This is a genomic window from Streptomyces sp. NPDC018000 (assembly GCF_044328025.1).
In the GTDB taxonomy this organism is placed as follows: Bacteria; Actinomycetota; Actinomycetes; order Streptomycetales; family Streptomycetaceae; genus Streptomyces.
The window spans coordinates 1-13,034 of sequence record NZ_JBIRGM010000045.1 but is presented as its reverse complement, the minus strand read 5'-3'; the positions used below and the strand labels follow the sequence as shown (position 1 = coordinate 13,034).

Below are 13,034 nucleotides of genomic sequence, written 5' to 3'. Positions count from 1 at the left end.
GTCGGCCCTCCCACCCACGATCCCGGCAATCGTGAGGGACCAACGACCCCACCCCTACTCGAATCACGCCTTTCTCAGCAGAATCCTTCAGGCCGGGGTACGCGGGGCCCAGCTCGCCGCACGCGCTTCCCTCGTGGAATGCGGGGCCTTCCCGGCACGCCTCGGGAAACACGAGCCCTTCCGCGAGCTGATCGCGGGGGTAGAAGCCGCACTCGATCTCCGGGCGCACCGGACCGGGACACTCCCCCGCCACGCCGCGTATCTCCACCAAAGGACCGCGGGCAGGATCGGGAGCCTCACCCGGCTGATCCGGCAAGCCGCGATCACGAGCATCCTCGACGGCACCGAACACATCACCAAGGCGTCCCTGGACCAGGTCCGTATCGACCACCTCGCCGAAACCCACCACCGCCCCGCCACGAACGGGTCCCGCGCACCCCGCCGGTAACCCCCCTTTTTTTCTGCCCTGCGGTCGACGCAAAAGGCTGTGACCAGGGAAAACACACCTGGGCCTTTAGGAGTTGACGCTATCTGAGGAACGCCAAGGTGATCTCAACGAAGAAGAGACAACCCCAGACCAGCAGGCCTACGCCCCCGCGAACCCGCGCTCACACGATCTCAACCAATCCCGGATATCCCCAGCACACACCACACCCCGTACCTCAACTACACCCCCACGAAACGACAGCAAGGTTGCGCTGGAGGCGATCGACGAGCACTGGAACCCGGCATGGCCGGCCGACTGGCAACGCCACTACGCCGCACTGCGGGAACTGGTGCGGGATGAGGACCAGGCCGACGTCCTGCCTGGCGTGACTGTGCACGGGATGGACGTGGGACGGTTTCTCGCGAAGAACCGTCAGCACGCGGTCTGGCAGGGACTGATGGACGGACAGCGCGAACTCCTGCGTCGTGCCGCTGCCACCGGAACAAGAGAGGCCCGCCAAGGCACCCAAGACGACCTCCGGGGCCTTCGAACGGGGCATCGCAGCCCTCGCGCAATACAAAGCCCGAACAGGCTCCCTGACAGTCTCCAGGGGCACGTAGAAACGATCATGCTCGCCGGCCAGGAGCACGCTGTGAAACTCGGAGTGTTTCTGTCGAACACCAAGACCCGCCGTGCCAAGCTCACCCCCGACTTGGTGGCCATTGAGGCCCGCAAGGCGATCGAGGACACCGACCTCGACGAGGCCGAGGGCCTCGACGGCACCGAGGCTGATGTCTGTGACGACCAGGACGACGACACGGACGAGGGCGCGAAGGTGATCTCCCTGCACACCCGGCGCCTGCCGCCCGATCCGCGTACCCAGCTGCCGGACATGGCCAAGTACGACCGGCTGCTTGCGCCGCCGGCACCGCCGAGGAAACAGCAGAAAGGCACGAGCGCATGAGCCCCACCAAGACGGCCGAGGCCTCTGCGGCCGAGCAGGTCCCGCCCACCAGGATGCCGCTGCCCGGCGATCCCGAGGACGCGGCGATCGACGAAGCCTGCCGGGACCTGCGGCTTCCCGCGTTCCGTGAACGGTTCGTGGAGTTGGCCGCCGTTGCCCGGCGCGAGCAGTCGACCTACAAGCAGTTTCTCCTGGACCTGTTGCGGACCGAGGTCGCCGATCGCGACGTCCGCCGTCAGCAAAGGCTCGTCCGCGCGGCGAAGTTCCCCCGGCCCAAGCGGCTGGAGGACTTCGACTTCGACAAGAACCCCAACGTCTCCCCGGAAGTCGTCGCCGATCTGAAGTCCGTGTCCTGGGTCCGTGAGGGCCGTCCGCTGGTGCTGATCGGTGACTCCGGAACCGGCAAGTCCCACCTGCTGATCGGGGTCGGTACCGCGATCGCGGAGGCCGGACTGTCCGTCCGTTACATCACCACCCAGGCCCTGGTGAACGAGCTCGCCGAAGCCGAGGCGGCCAGGCGGCTGTCCTCGCTTATGGCCCGCTACACCAAGGTCGACCTGCTCTGCCTGGACGAGTTCGGCTACGCGAACCTGGACAAGAAGGGCGCCAAGCTGCTGTTCCAGATCTTCACCGAACGCGAGGAACGCAAGGCCACTGCGGTCGCCACGAACTCCCCGTTCGCCGAGTGGGACAAGACCTTCGGCGACCGCCGGCTCTGCGCGGCCATCGCCGACCGCATCACGTTCCGCTGCAGCCTGATCCAGACCGGCACCGAGTCTTACCGACTCCAGACCACCTGCGACGAACGCTCGATCTGACATCGTGCCCCCCGGCCGCACACTCGCCGGAAACGGAGCCGGGCCCTTTCGCACCGTGCCTGTCAGGGACACGGACCGACAGGGCCCGGTGACACACAAGCTATCGCCATCCACTGCCGAATCACGGCGGACACTCCACGCCCCCGAGCGTGACGTCACCCAATAGAGGTGGCTACCGATGCCGTGGCTCCCGATCCCGCCGATGCGGTGGCCTGCTCGACTGCCGCCACGGCGCAACAATCCGCACCATCCTGGCCCTTCCAGGCCGCCAAGCACTGGAGACCGCGGGAGCCTACCGGGGTGCAGACGGATCCTGGGTCTTCCCTGGCTGATCGCGCACCGCTCCACCGGGCCGTGACCGACAACGATCGGGCCGCACGACTGCCTCCAGGCACAGCCCCACCGGACTGCGGTCCCAAGCACCACTTCTCCCCACCCCCGACAAAGTCGCGTCACTGCAGTCCGGCAAAACCACTACGTGGATGGACTATCCGTGGCCGGGGACGGAACCGCTTCCGTCGTGGGCGCTGGAACATGCCCGGTGGAGATGCGTGCTTTTCGCCATGGCAGGAGCAGCGCGCTCGCCATGCACAGCAGGCCGGCGATGAGCAGGGCGCCGCGGACCCCGGCTGCGGCGCCGATGAGGCCACCGATGATCATGAAGGCTGCCTGGCATGTCTTCGAGCCGACCGACCAGGAGGTGCTGACGCGGGACATGAAGGCGTCCGGTGTGGCCGCCATCCGATACGTGGTGAAAGACGGATTGAAAACCCCTGCGGAGAGAAGCAGGCCGAAGTCGACTGCCACGATGACGAACACGCCGAGGGCACCGGACGGCGTCAGAGGCATGAGGATCGTCCAGAGCGTGCGCGCAACACCGGACAGCAGCAGAATGCGACGCTGTCCGAAGTGCCGGGTGAGCAGCGGGGCCAGACGTGAGCCCAGCACGCCGCCCAGGCACGGCAGTCCCAGAGCGAGTCCGTATTGCCACGGCGCCAGTTCGAGGTCTTCCAGCATGAGGACGGCCATCAGCGGTGAGGCCATCATGATGGATCCGCCGAAGAGCAGGGCGTTGAAGAACAGCGGCCGTAGTCCTGGGTGGCGCAGGAGGTACTGCCAGCCGGCCGCGATGTCGCGGCCCAGGTGAGCGGTGGCGGCGCGGGCCGGTGGCACTGGTTCTGGCTGCCGGATGCGACGGATCCCCAGGGCTGATCCGAGGAAGGACAGTGCGTCGACCACCAGGGTGGCGGCCGCGCCCAGTGCTCCGATCAGGAGCCCGCCGATGGGCGGGCCGGCGCTGACGCTGATCCAGTTGGTTGTCTCGAAGTGGCTGTTGGCGCGAAGGCGGTGCTCGGGCAGGACAAGTGCCTTCAGGTGTGCCCCGCTCGCCGCGTCGAAGGCGACAGACGCCGCCGTCTGGAGAACGCCGACGACACACAACTGGGCGAAGGTGAGCTTGTCGAAAGCCATGGCGACCGGAATGCTCGCCAGCAGCACACAGCGGGCCAGGTCGGCGGTGATCATAACCGGCCGCTTGTACTGGTGCTCGATACGCGCACCGAGCGGTAGAGCGATCACCGCACTGGCCACCGCGGACAACGCAGCGAGCACAGAAACCTGGAACGCCGAGGAACCCAGCACCAGAAGGGCGATCAGCGGCAACACCCCCATGCCGACGGCGCTGCCCGCTGCGCTGACCGCGTAGGCGCCCCACAGCCGCCGGAAGTCCTGCCCGAGCGTGCTCCGCCGTACCAACCGAACCTCCTGAGGTGCGAAAGCGCTCAGCGTAGTGAATCGGATCACCCTCCACCCCGTAATCAGGCCGCCACCGGACGCACCTCAAAGCTGAGATCAGAAACAGGTACTGGCATCACCCGATAGGGGTGGCTCCCGATCCCATTGACGATCATGAACCTGTGTCGGATCCATCCCTGTCACGGACGGAGCAAAGTGGCTCCCAATCCCACCGATGCAGTGGCTCCCGTTCACCCCGCCAAAATCAGACGGGGACTTCTCCTGTCCGCCCACATCTTCTGCGGCTCGCGTCCCCGGGCACTGCTCAACGAGGTCGGCACGCCCATTCTCGTATACGCGCCCCTATGGAATTCTCCAGAGCGACGGCCTCGTCGCTGCACCGCCGGCTACCCGGCCACGCTCATCGAGAGCCCTGGCGACACTGCTCGGCCGTACCCGCGCGGCCGTCCTGGAAGTCCTGGCATCCCCCGACGGCCACACCACCAAGCAACTCGCCCAGGGCCTTGCCATCTCTCCCGCCTCAGCCTCGGAACACGTCACCTCACTACGAGATGCCGGTCTCGTCACCAGCCTTCGACAAGCCAACACGGTACGACACACCACGACTGCTCTGGGGAACAACCTCATTTCGACCGCGAACGGCGACCCTGGGCAGTCGCTGCGCGTCCGAGACACGGCCTGACGACGCGCTTGGGTTGCCCGGGCGTGCGTCCCTCAGGACAGGTCAGTGGCGCTGGCGGCGGCGCGGGCGGTGCGAAGCGCGCAGAGGCTGGCGACGCCCGGCAGCTGGCCCTCGCCAGCCTCGCCGTCATCTTCCCCACCCTCCACCTCCTCGGCCAGATGCTGACCATGATCGGAACTGGACTCATCCGGTCACACCCTGGGCGATGATGCCCCGCGGGCACGGCGCCCGCTCGCTGCGCCGCATGCGGCGTCAGCCGCACAACCATCCGCCGCCGCCGGGAGGCCGGCGATCTGCCCGGCGCGGTCCAGGACCCGCAGCGCGGGTGGCTGATCCTTTGGTCGGTGATCTCCTGGCCGCCAGCCTCCGGCTGCACGCACCAGCCCCGCCCGACGCCCCGGTCACGCAGGCCGGGGACGTCGAGGACGGCCGGGAGCACGAGGACGTTGCCGCGCTGCGCGCCGAACTGGACCGGGCACGGACCGCGCACGCCCTGGAGCTGGCGGAGGAACGGCACGGCCGGGAGCTGGCGGAAGCGGAGGCGGTGCAGCTGAAGGCACGGCTGTCGGAGCGCGGCGCGCACATCGAGGACCTACAGCGCGCACTGGCCGCCCTGATGCCCGCCCCTGAACGGGCCGGGCTGACAAGGCCAACCGTTCCAGCGCAAGAGCACCCCGGCGACTCGCCGACGCTGTACCGACCGGCAACCAACTGACCCGCACCATCACCAAAAACGTCAGCACCAGATCGGCATCCCTGACAGAAGCCGAATCACCCACAACAACCCACTGAACTACACAAAACCCGCTACCTACCCACTGACATCACAACGCCGAACCACCACCGACAAAAACCTGCGCATCATCACAGCCCCAGCGCGTCGAATACCGCTCGCCTCATGCCGGCCACCGACGGGCGCACCGGTACCGGCACCCACGTCACCTTCCAGCCCGCGGGCACTTCGTGGAGCGCCATCCGCACGGCCACGGTCTTGCCCCGGCCCGGGTCGCCGCACACACACACACCGCGCCCTCCGTCGCCATCGCCTGCCCGACCGCCTCGGCCACCGCCCGCACCGACGACGTCCGCACCGGCTTCGCTCCCGCCAGCAACGCCACACCGGCCAGAGCACCGCTCTCCCCCACCGGCAAGCCCCCGGCCGCCTCTGGTACGAGAAGCGGTGGCGATGGCGCAGACGTCTTCCCCCCGCCGCGCTCACGCGGCCCGGCCAGGGCAAGGTCAGCCAGTGCCCGCCGCGTTTGCTGCTCCTCCCGCTCCCGCCGCACCACCGCACGGTCCGGCAAGACCCTGCCGGCCTGAAGGTCCCGACGCACCACCCGGTGCAACGACGCCAGCGAGGGCACCTCGGCCTCCTTCAGATGCCGGTGCAGCGCCGCCACGTTCCCGCCCGCCTGCGCCAGCACCTCCCACGCCTGGTCGGACAACTCCAGCCGGACCCGCGGCCTGCGCTCCACACGGCCCTCCATCCGCGCCGCCTCCAGCCAGCGCCACACCGTGCGCACATTCACACCGCCGACCTGGGCGCCCGCACGCACGTGCGCCGTAGTCAACGCCCCAGCCGCATCGAGCTCCAGCAGCCGCGCAACCAGCACCGGCCTGGACACCCTCAACCCCACCGTGACCTCACCCCACGCGCCCGCCTCCCCCACCCCACACCCTTCCGCCGCACAAAGCTGACACCGACCACCGTGCCCTCGCACAGCCACCGAAGGATCAGAAGTGCCGTTCTCAAGACAGTGGAGCGGAGTGGGGTGTACAGCCCCATGACAACGACACCCCCCGCATACAGCACCCCATGTCAGTGACCGCGTTCTTCCTTAACGCCCGACCAGCGAAAACCTCCCGGTCTGACATGCCGTCACTGACACCCGCTCACTGAGAAGCCGTTGTCGTACCGAGAGCGAGAGTTGCTGATCAGCTGGTCAGTGCGGGTTGACGGGGTTTCAGGTTCGTTCGATCGGCCGTTGCCTGATCGGCGTAGTACTTCTCCTCGAACTCGACGGGACTGAGCCAGCCGAGCCGTTCCTGGATGCGCCGGCTGTTGCAGAAGCCGTCGATGTACTCGAAGAGCGCGAGGTTCGCCTCGGCCCGGGTGGCGAAGGCGCGGCCGCGCAGGCCCTCGGTCTTGATCAGTATCCACAGGTTCTCCGCCAGGGCGTTGTCGTACGAGTCCCCGACGGATCCCATGGACGCCTCAACACCCGCTCGCATCAGGCGGGTTGTGAGCTTGATGGACGTGTACTGGCAGCCGTGGTCGGCATGATGGATGAGCTGTCCGGGCTCGACCTCGCGGGACGCGAAGGCGTACTCGAGCGTGGTCAGCACCAGATCGGCATCCGCGCGGGCGGAGGTCTCCCAGGCCACCACCCTGCGGGAGAAGGCGTCGCGGATCGCGGAGAGCCACAAGGGTCCCTCGCCGGTGGGGATCATCGTCAGGTCGGTGACCCACAGCCGGTTCGGCGCGCTCGCGGTGAAGTCCCTGTTGACCAGGTCCGGGGCGAGCGTGGCCTTGGGATCGCGGCGCGTGAAGCCCTTGCGGCGCGGGCTGATCCCTGCGAGATCTGCCTCGCGCATCAGCCGCTCGACCCGCTTGCGGCCCACGTGCACGCCCTCGCGCCGGAGGACGGCGTGCACCCGCGGTGAGCCGTAGATCCCGCCGGAATCGGTGTGGATCTGCTTGATCTGCTCGGTCAGCTCTGCATCCCGGCGGCGCCGCTCGCACGGTTCGCGCTCGGCACGGCGCCACCGGTAGTAGGTGGAGGAGGCAATATGCAGTTCCCGCAGAACGCACTCGACTCCCAGGTGGGGGTGCTCGTCGAGGAGCGCCGTCACCTGGGCCGGGTCGGGTCGAGTTGCGCCGCGAAAAACGCCGAGGCGGTGCGCAGGATCTCGTTCGCGCGCTTGAGCTGGGCGTTCTCCTTGCGCAACGCGGTCAGCTCGGCACGCTCGTCAGTGGTGAGCCGGTCGTCGCGCTCGCCGGCGTCCGCCTCGGCCTGCCGGATCCAGCCGCGCAGGGCCTCGGGATGCACACCGAGCTCGACGGCGAGTTTCTTGATCTGGGGCTTCGGGTCGGAGGTGCGATACATCCGCACCGCACGCTCACGCAACTCCAACGAGTATTTCCTGGGGGCAGCCATGGTCGATGTTCCTCTCATGAGTCCCATCTGACCCCCTGTCAGCATCCACCGCATCTCGGGGGACCCTCACATGGTCTGCACCCCACGCAGCACTCTGGATAGCTGGCACATTCGCGATGCCTGCCCGGACACGCCATACGAGAACAGGCCGGAAAACTCCCGCTACTGGGACCCAGCGGTTCCCCGATAGCAGCTGGACGGGCTGCGGAAGCAGGGCATCGACTGGGCATGACGGTCCGGTGCTGAACCGGAGTGCGCGCCCGTACCGGCGTAAGCCTCAGTTCCTTCCGCCCGCCCGCGTCCCACGCCGTCCAGCAGGGCGGCCCGGGGCGCGGGCGTTCTTCTTGCGAGCCGCTCAAGCGTGCCCGGCAGCCGGCTCCCACAAGGGTCGGGCGAGCCCAGTCCCGTCGCAGTGGAAGCACCGGCCTCCCCCGGCGTGCTGCGGGCACCGATGGTGCCAGCGGCGTGGCGGAAGAGCCGGGTGAGGCCCGCAGTGTGCGCCTCGTGTATCGGGAGCTCCTGCTGCCTGCCGAGCGTGACCTCCAGCGCGACGCCGGGGCCGGTGAAGTGGGCATGCATGCCCCCGGTGATCGAGCGGAGCGTCTCGTTCAGTTCGTGCATCGTCTCCGCGCCGGACAACTGCACCGGGACGCTGGCGACTTCCGTCCCGGCCTCCGCCGCCGGGCCTGTCGGCGGCGAGGCGCGGCGGCCCCGGCCGACGCGCAACCGGCTGAGCGCGCCCCGGTCCCCGGCCGCGGCCGCGCCGCCCATCCCGCCCGTCCCTTCCTCCTTCACTCCAGCCAAGGGACATGGGCAGAGCGGCCGCAACGGGGATGTCAGCAGTCCGGCCACGGCAAAACGGCGTGGTGACCTGCGCGGACACGGGGACGGTCCTGCGGGCCGCGCAACAGTAGGCGCAACCCTTGTCGCAACCTCGTGCTCCTGGTCGACCGAGACGTGCGGTCACGCGGCCCTGACGGCTCCGTGGGTGCGGGCGAGGTGGCGCAGCTCGGAGCGGGCCGTCGGCACCGAGGGGACGGTCTCCCAGTAGGGGTGCCACCACAGCCGTACGGACAGGAGCAGCAGGCGTCGGCGCAGGGCGGTGGTGTCGCGGGGGCGGGGTGCCGCGAGTGCTTGGTCGGTGGTGTTCCAGGCGGCTTGCGTCTGCACCTGTGACTGAGCGCGGCACCTGGCCCGGATGGACAACTTCGATGCTCAGTTCCCGGCACCCGCCGAAAGCGCGGTACGGGGTGCACCCTGGATGACCCTGACTATCCAGGGTGCCTCTCCCGCATCATCGGTTCCCCTGTGCCGGGCTGATCGGCCCGGTCCGGCAGCCGCCTGGATGAGGGCTGCTGCCGCGGTCTCGATGTCGCCTGGGGTGGTCCAACGGCCCAGGTGCGCCCTAGTGGCTCGTCACGCATCCTTGGCTGGGTAATCGACCTGCTGCTCGTTGGCCAGCAGACTGTCTCCAAGTTCTGATCTTGGAGGGTGGTCGTGGGGCGTCGACCGAGTGTGTTCGTCCGGCCGGTGAGCGTGGAGGAGGGCCGTCGGCTGCAGCGGATCAGTCGGAGTGCGAAGGACCCGGTGAAACTCCGCCGGGCGATCGTGGTGCTGATGTCCGCCCAGGGCCAGACGGTCAAGGACATCACCGCGCTGATGCAGGTTGGCGAGGACTATGTCCGCGATGTCATCCACGCCTTCAACGAGCGGGGGTTCGACGCGCTGGACCCAAAATGGAGCGGGGGACGCCCCAAGACGATCAGTGACCAGGTGCGCGAGCACATCTGCCTGATCGCCCGGACGTCCCCCGCCGACTGGAAGATCACCGCGTTCTCCACCTGGAGCCTGAGTAAGCTCGCCGACCACCTCATCAAGCAGAAGGTGACCGCGGCCATCAGCCGGGAGACCCTGCGCCGGATCCTGCGCGAGGGCAAGGTCTCCTGGAAGACCACCACTACCTGGAAGGCGTCCACCGACCCGGAGTTCATTGCCAAGATGCACCGCGTCCTGGCGCTGTACGACACTCCGCCGGCGGACGGGCGGGTGATATGCGTCGACGAGTTCGGGCCGCTGAACCTGATGCCCCGCAAAGGCAAGGCGTGGGGGCCGGTGAGGCGTCCGCGCCGGCTGCGGGCCACCTACAACCGCACACACGGCGTGAGGCACATGCTCGCCGCCCTCGATCTGGCCACCGGCAAGCTGTACTACCGCATCCGCCCGCGTAAACGCTGGCGGGAGTTCCTCGGCCTCCTCAAGGCTCTGCGCGCCCGCTGGCCCGGCGAGAAGCTGTATGTGGTGCTGGACAACTTCTCCCCGCACAAGCACGCAGACGTCCGCACCTGGGCGGTCGACAACGACATCGAACTGGTCTTCCTGCCGACCTACGGCTCCTGGCTGAACTGGATCGAGGCCGAGTTCGCGGCCCTGCGTTACTTCGCGCTCAACGGCACCGACCATCGCAGCCACGACGAGCAGAACGCAGCCATCGCCTCCTACGTCCGCTGGCGCAATTCCCGCGCCGAGCCGAAGACAACCTTCGCACCCGACTCACCGATCCGAGCATGGACCGATTACCCGGCCAAGGCTGCGTGACGAGCCACTAGACGCGCTCCAGCGCGCGGTGCGGAAGGGCTGGGAGTTCCACCTCTACAGGGTCGTCGGGTCGGATGGTCCCTGCATGGCGGACCACGGCCATGACGCCGCACTTGAAGGTGAACTCGTCCGAGAGCGGGTCCAGGGCGAACATCTCACCCAGGAGACCCGTCTGGAAGTCGTTGATCTTCGAGCACGGGTTGCGCAGTCCGGTCACCTCGACCACCGCATCGGCTCCGAGTCGCAGCAGGGACCCGGTGGGCAGGCCCAGAAGGTCCACCCCGCGGGTGGTGATGTTCTCGCCCAGCCGGCCAGCAGAGACGTCGAAACCCTTGAGCGCGAGTTCCTCGAAGAGCTCTTCGTGCATCAGGTGGACTTGGCGCAGGTTGGGCAGGTCCGGCTCGTAAGTCATACGGAACTGATGACGGATCGTCTCGCCTGCGTGGGCGTCCCCCTCCACACCGAGGCCGGCGAGCAGGGTGATGGACGCGTGATTGGGCTTGCTGAACGAATACGAGGCGTTGCGGCTCACCGCGGTGATCCGGCCTGCCTTCACGGCCTCTCCTGGGCAGCCTGGGCGAGGACCGTCTCGCGCAGGCCCGCGGGGTCAACCTGGAGGGCGGCCAGGACCTGGAGGGCGTGGCCTTCAGCCACGGTCAGCAGGCCGAGCAGGATGTGTTCGGTGCCGAACCTGTCGCGGCCCAATGCCTGGGCCTCGCCCAGGGTGTTCTCCAGTGCCTTTCGGGCCTCGGGGGTGTAGGCGGGCCTGGGGAACTGGAAGGCGCCGGGTCCGAAGAAGGTGTCGGCCTGGCGTTGGATCTCTGCGACATCGATACCGATCGACGACAAGGCGTCCTTTGCGGGCTGCCCGCCCACAGCGACGATACCGGCCGCCCCAAGGACGCGTACGGTTTCCTGTCGAGCCCGCGCCAGGTCGACTTTCCGCCCGCGCAGCACACCGGCAGCCGTCCCGCCCTCCGCCGTAAGCAGGCCAAGCAGAAGGTGCTCCGTGCCGATGAAGTCGTGCCCCAGGGTGATCGCCTCGTCCTGGGACGCCGCCACGGCCTGCTTCCCGTGATCGGTGAAGAACTCGAACACTGCTATTCCTCCATGCCCATGGCTTTGCGCCGGCCCGCGTGCTTCTCATGCACCGACTGTCTGCTGACGTTCAAAGACGTGGCGATGTTCTGCCACGACCACCCCTGCTGGCGGGCGTTGTCGACATGCAGCCGCTCCAGCTCTTCCAGGAGACGGCGCAGCGCAACAACGGCCTGCAAACCGACAGCGGGGTCCTTGTTGGTGACCTGTCCGGCCAGCGAGGCCGGGGTGTCCTCAGCTCCCATATCTGTCAGGTTGCCCTGACAGAAGGGCAAGTGTCAAGGAATCCTGACACGGCCCACGTCCTCCAGCGAGGCACGGCGCCCCGGCAGGCTCTCCGCCCCGCCGGGGCGCACCGCAGACGGCCGATCCGTCGACGTCGCCCTCTACACCACGGCGTCCGTCAACGCGATCGTCCCCGCCCACCCCCAGGTCTACTGGGAGCAGCTGCGCGCGGTAGAGAAAGGCCCCGCGTTCCTCAAGGAGCTCGGGTCCTGGCTGAGCTGGCAGGTGCTGCGCTGTGGAACACGGTGGCCAACTGTCGCCCCAGCCCCGAAGGCGGCCGGGGCGCGGCGTTGTTCTTCCTCGTGGGCGATCTGTCGGGCGAGTACGTCGCGGTCGATCCACGGTCGACGGCAGCGAGGACCAGGCCCTGGAGGCCCTCTGTCAGTGGCATCTGATATCTGCTGTCTCGTCAGGTACGCCGTAAGCATGCCGATCGCCGGGAGATGCGATTCATGCCTTTCACCGCGCTACACCCTGAACTGGGCCTCCTCGACTCAACCCTGTCTGGCCTCGGACACGACCTGGAGTGGGGCCAGATCCACAAGGTCCACCCCCGCGTCCTACTCACCTGCCCCGACTGTTCCTGGGGCCTGCACCCGAAGGTCTCCCGCTACGGAGTCCGGTTCTTCTGCCACGACCCGGACCGGCCGAAGTCGTGCGAGCTGCTGAACGAGTCGTGGGTGCACCACATGCTCAAGCTGGAGTTTTCCGACTGCTCAACCAGTGTCCGGATCACTCGTTTGGGCAGTCAGGGGTGCCATCACGTTCTCATTTACCGATCCGGGCAAGCCTCTACGTCGCGGGGTCGACGCGTGGCTGGGAGGTCTTGTGCGAAGCGGGATGGTGCTGGGGGATCTTCGGGTCCAGCCGATGAAGCGGTCGGGGGGCGGATCGTCCTACACGATCGTGTGGCCGGACGGATCGGTGGACGAGGAGGCTGACAGCTTCCTGCGTGCGTACGAGGGTGTCGGGACTCAGAAGACGTACGCCTACAGCCTGGTTGATCACCTGCGGTGGCGGCTCCGTGAAGGGCTGACGACCAAGACTGTGAGTCTTCTGGATCTTCACCGCTACATGGGTGCGGTCGGGGCGAAGGTTCCTATGCCTTGGGGCCAACCGTGGCGGACACCGCCCAAGCGCCCCTATGGCGCCTCGGCTGGAGTTGCCCCGGTCTGACGGACAGCGATGGGCTTGCGAGCTATGCGGCTGCGTAAAGCACTCTATGTGGTCTTTTCGTGGCGTGACGACGTTC

14 protein-coding genes and 2 pseudogenes are annotated in these 13,034 nt (G+C 67.8%); 7 read left to right on the top strand and 9 right to left on the bottom strand.

Annotation, left to right across the window (positions count from 1 at the left end; translation table 11 throughout):
* The 4 genes and pseudogenes from ACH4EW_RS32090 to istB all read left to right on the top strand — a co-directional run.
* Positions 1-448: pseudogene (locus ACH4EW_RS32090) on the top strand (hypothetical protein); the annotation flags it as partial.
* A gap of 73 nt (positions 449-521) precedes the next feature.
* Positions 522-899 (top strand): annotated as a pseudogene (locus tag ACH4EW_RS32085) (helicase associated domain-containing protein); the annotation flags it as partial.
* Between the two features lie 180 nt (positions 900-1,079).
* Positions 1,080-1,391, top strand: coding sequence for a hypothetical protein (locus ACH4EW_RS32080; protein ID WP_398263035.1), 312 nt, complete (start codon positions 1,080-1,082; stop codon positions 1,389-1,391).
* Positions 1,388-2,209, top strand: coding sequence for an IS21-like element helper ATPase IstB (istB, locus tag ACH4EW_RS32075; RefSeq protein ID WP_398263033.1), 822 nt, complete (start codon positions 1,388-1,390; stop codon positions 2,207-2,209). Before ACH4EW_RS32080 ends, istB begins: the two co-directional genes overlap by 4 nt.
* Before the next feature lie 474 nt (positions 2,210-2,683).
* Here istB and ACH4EW_RS32070 read toward each other — a convergent pair whose 3' ends face one another.
* Positions 2,684-3,964: an MFS transporter gene (locus tag ACH4EW_RS32070; RefSeq protein ID WP_398263031.1), complete on the bottom strand. Its 1,281-nt coding sequence runs from the start codon at positions 3,962-3,964 to the stop codon at positions 2,684-2,686.
* A gap of 214 nt (positions 3,965-4,178) precedes the next feature.
* Here ACH4EW_RS32070 and ACH4EW_RS32065 point away from each other — a divergent pair, with 214 nt between their 5' ends.
* On the top strand, positions 4,179-4,646 hold the full coding sequence (locus tag ACH4EW_RS32065) for a winged helix-turn-helix domain-containing protein (protein WP_398263029.1): 468 nt from the start codon (positions 4,179-4,181) through the stop codon (positions 4,644-4,646).
* Between the two features lie 325 nt (positions 4,647-4,971).
* Entirely contained in the window at positions 4,972-5,361 is a 390-nt protein-coding gene (locus ACH4EW_RS32060; protein ID WP_398263027.1) for a hypothetical protein, read from the top strand.
* Between the two features lie 223 nt (positions 5,362-5,584).
* Here the strand turns inward: ACH4EW_RS32060 and ACH4EW_RS32055 are convergent, their stop codons facing one another.
* The 5 genes from ACH4EW_RS32055 to ACH4EW_RS32035 form a co-directional block, all read right to left on the bottom strand.
* Positions 5,585-6,271, bottom strand: a complete 687-nt coding sequence (locus ACH4EW_RS32055) for a hypothetical protein (RefSeq protein ID WP_398263025.1) — start codon at positions 6,269-6,271, stop codon at positions 5,585-5,587.
* 310 nt (positions 6,272-6,581) lie between these two features.
* On the bottom strand, positions 6,582-7,499 hold the full coding sequence (locus tag ACH4EW_RS32050) for an IS3 family transposase (RefSeq protein WP_398263023.1): 918 nt from the start codon (positions 7,497-7,499) through the stop codon (positions 6,582-6,584).
* The gene (locus ACH4EW_RS32045) at positions 7,496-7,804 is read right to left on the bottom strand and encodes a transposase (RefSeq protein WP_398263021.1); all 309 of its coding nucleotides are present in this window, start codon (positions 7,802-7,804) and stop codon (positions 7,496-7,498) included. Before ACH4EW_RS32045 ends, ACH4EW_RS32050 begins: the two co-directional genes overlap by 4 nt.
* Positions 7,805-7,966: 162 nt before the next feature.
* Positions 7,967-8,599, bottom strand: a complete 633-nt coding sequence (locus ACH4EW_RS32040; RefSeq protein ID WP_398263019.1) for a hypothetical protein — start codon at positions 8,597-8,599, stop codon at positions 7,967-7,969.
* A gap of 168 nt (positions 8,600-8,767) precedes the next feature.
* A complete protein-coding gene (locus ACH4EW_RS32035; protein ID WP_398263017.1) occupies positions 8,768-8,974 on the bottom strand; it encodes a hypothetical protein in 207 nt (68 codons plus the stop codon).
* Between the two features lie 327 nt (positions 8,975-9,301).
* Here ACH4EW_RS32035 and ACH4EW_RS32030 point away from each other — a divergent pair, with 327 nt between their 5' ends.
* Complete coding sequence (locus ACH4EW_RS32030) at positions 9,302-10,399, top strand: IS630 family transposase (RefSeq protein ID WP_398263015.1); 1,098 nt, start codon at positions 9,302-9,304, stop codon at positions 10,397-10,399.
* A 7-nt stretch (positions 10,400-10,406) separates the two neighbouring features.
* Here ACH4EW_RS32030 and ACH4EW_RS32025 read toward each other — a convergent pair whose 3' ends face one another.
* Genes ACH4EW_RS32025 through ACH4EW_RS32015 form a run of 3 tightly spaced genes read right to left on the bottom strand, consistent with a single transcriptional unit; the run spans position 10,407 to position 11,742 of the window.
* Positions 10,407-10,955, bottom strand: a complete 549-nt coding sequence (locus tag ACH4EW_RS32025; protein WP_398263013.1) for an MOSC domain-containing protein — start codon at positions 10,953-10,955, stop codon at positions 10,407-10,409.
* A complete protein-coding gene (locus ACH4EW_RS32020) occupies positions 10,952-11,497 on the bottom strand; it encodes a Clp protease N-terminal domain-containing protein (protein ID WP_398263011.1) in 546 nt (181 codons plus the stop codon). The genes ACH4EW_RS32025 and ACH4EW_RS32020 overlap by 4 nt, the downstream gene beginning before the upstream one ends.
* Before the next feature lie 2 nt (positions 11,498-11,499).
* A complete protein-coding gene (locus ACH4EW_RS32015) occupies positions 11,500-11,742 on the bottom strand; it encodes a hypothetical protein (protein WP_398263009.1) in 243 nt (80 codons plus the stop codon).
* Positions 11,743-13,034: the final 1,292 nt, after the last annotated feature.